At 70.6% G+C, this 1,479-nt stretch carries 1 protein-coding gene; it reads left to right on the top strand.

All coding sequences use genetic code 11. The features are described 5' to 3' along the window. The first annotated feature begins 161 nt into the window (after window positions 1–161). Complete coding sequence (locus C1J00_RS43160) at window positions 162–1,430, top strand: cytochrome P450 family protein (protein WP_102914207.1); 1,269 nt, start codon at window positions 162–164, stop codon at window positions 1,428–1,430. Window positions 1,431–1,479: the final 49 nt, after the last annotated feature.

Raw genomic sequence — 1,479 nt, 5'->3', positions numbered from 1 at the left:
GGCAGGCGGAGGCGGGCAGGGCGGGGCTCGCGCTGCGGTAGCCACCCGCCCTTGGCCGACAGTGGGTGATGCTGTGGCCAAAACAAACCGGATGCCAAGTTTTTTCCCTCCGCGGATCGCACGATGGTCCCCCAGCGTTCTGGACCAAGGAGCGATGAGTCATGGCACAGCAGGCCTGCCCCTTCCTGTCGATCGACCCGTCCGGTCAGGATCTCTACGGCGAGATATCCCGGATCCGTGCCCAGGGCCCGGCCGTGGAGGTCGAACTCCCCGGCGGCGTACGGGCGTGGTGGATCACCGGCCTGGAGCTGAACAAGCGGCTCCTTGCCGGACCTGAGACGAGCAAGGACGCCTTCCAGCACTGGCCGGCCTGGATCAACGGGGACATCTCCCGCACCTGGCCGCTCGCCATCTGGGTCTCGGTACGCAACATGGTCACCGCCTACGGCTCCGACCACACCCGGTTGCGCAAGCCGATGGCCGCCGCCTTCACCAAGCGCCGCGTCGACGCTCTGCTGCCGCGTGTCCAGGAAATCGTCGACCGGGCGCTGGACGCCCTGGAGCGGATCCCGCAGGGCGAGGTCGTCGACCTGCGGGCCGCGTTCGCGGCGCCCGTTCCGCACGAGGTGGTGTGCGAGCTCTTCGGCGTGCCGCCCGGCCAGGACGGCCCCCGCGCGGCCCTCTACCGGATCATCAGCCGCTTCTTCGACACGGTGATCTCCCTTGAGGACGCCCAGGCCAACGCCGTCGACCTCTACGGCACGCTGGCCGCGTTCCTCCAGCACAAGCGCGAGCACCCGGCCGACGACCTGACGACGGCTCTCATCGCCGCGCGCGACGAAGGCAGCCTCAGCGAACAGGAGTTGATGGACAACCTGATCCTGCTGCTCACCGCGGGCTTCGAGACGACCGTCAACCTCATCGACAACACCGTGCACAGCCTCCTCGCTCATCCCGGCCAGCTCGACCTCGTCCGCTCCGGGCAGGCGACCTGGGAGGACGCCCTGGAGGAGTCGCTGCGCTTCGAGGCGCCGGGCGCCATGTCGGGCCTGCGCTACGCCGTCGAGGACATCGAGATCGAACCGGGCCTGACCATCCCCAAGGGCGACCCGCTCGTGGTCTCCTTCGCCGGTGCCGGACGCGACCCGGAGCGGCACGGGCCGGACGCCGGACGCTTCGACCTCACGCGCGGCACCAGCCGGGACCACCTGTCCTTCGGCCACGGCGTGCACCACTGCCTGGGCCGGCCCCTGGCGATGGCCGAGGCGACCGCGGCCCTGACATCGCTGTTCACGCGCTTCCCCCGGCTGGCACTGGCCGATCCGGCGCATCCGCCGAAGCGGCTGCGGTCCATCATCTCCACCGGCCACGAGGAACTGCCGGTGCTGCTGCACGGCCGGGATCCGCACCGGAGCCCGGAGGAAGGATAGGCGGAGACCGAGGCGGAGACCGAGGCGGAGGCGGAGGCGGAGGGGGCGG

The sequence above is a fragment of the Streptomyces cahuitamycinicus genome, assembly GCF_002891435.1.
In the GTDB taxonomy this organism is placed as follows: domain Bacteria; phylum Actinomycetota; class Actinomycetes; order Streptomycetales; family Streptomycetaceae; genus Streptomyces; species Streptomyces cahuitamycinicus.
The sequence above is the reverse complement of the archived record's forward strand: the minus strand, read 5'-3'. Positions and strand labels throughout refer to the sequence as shown.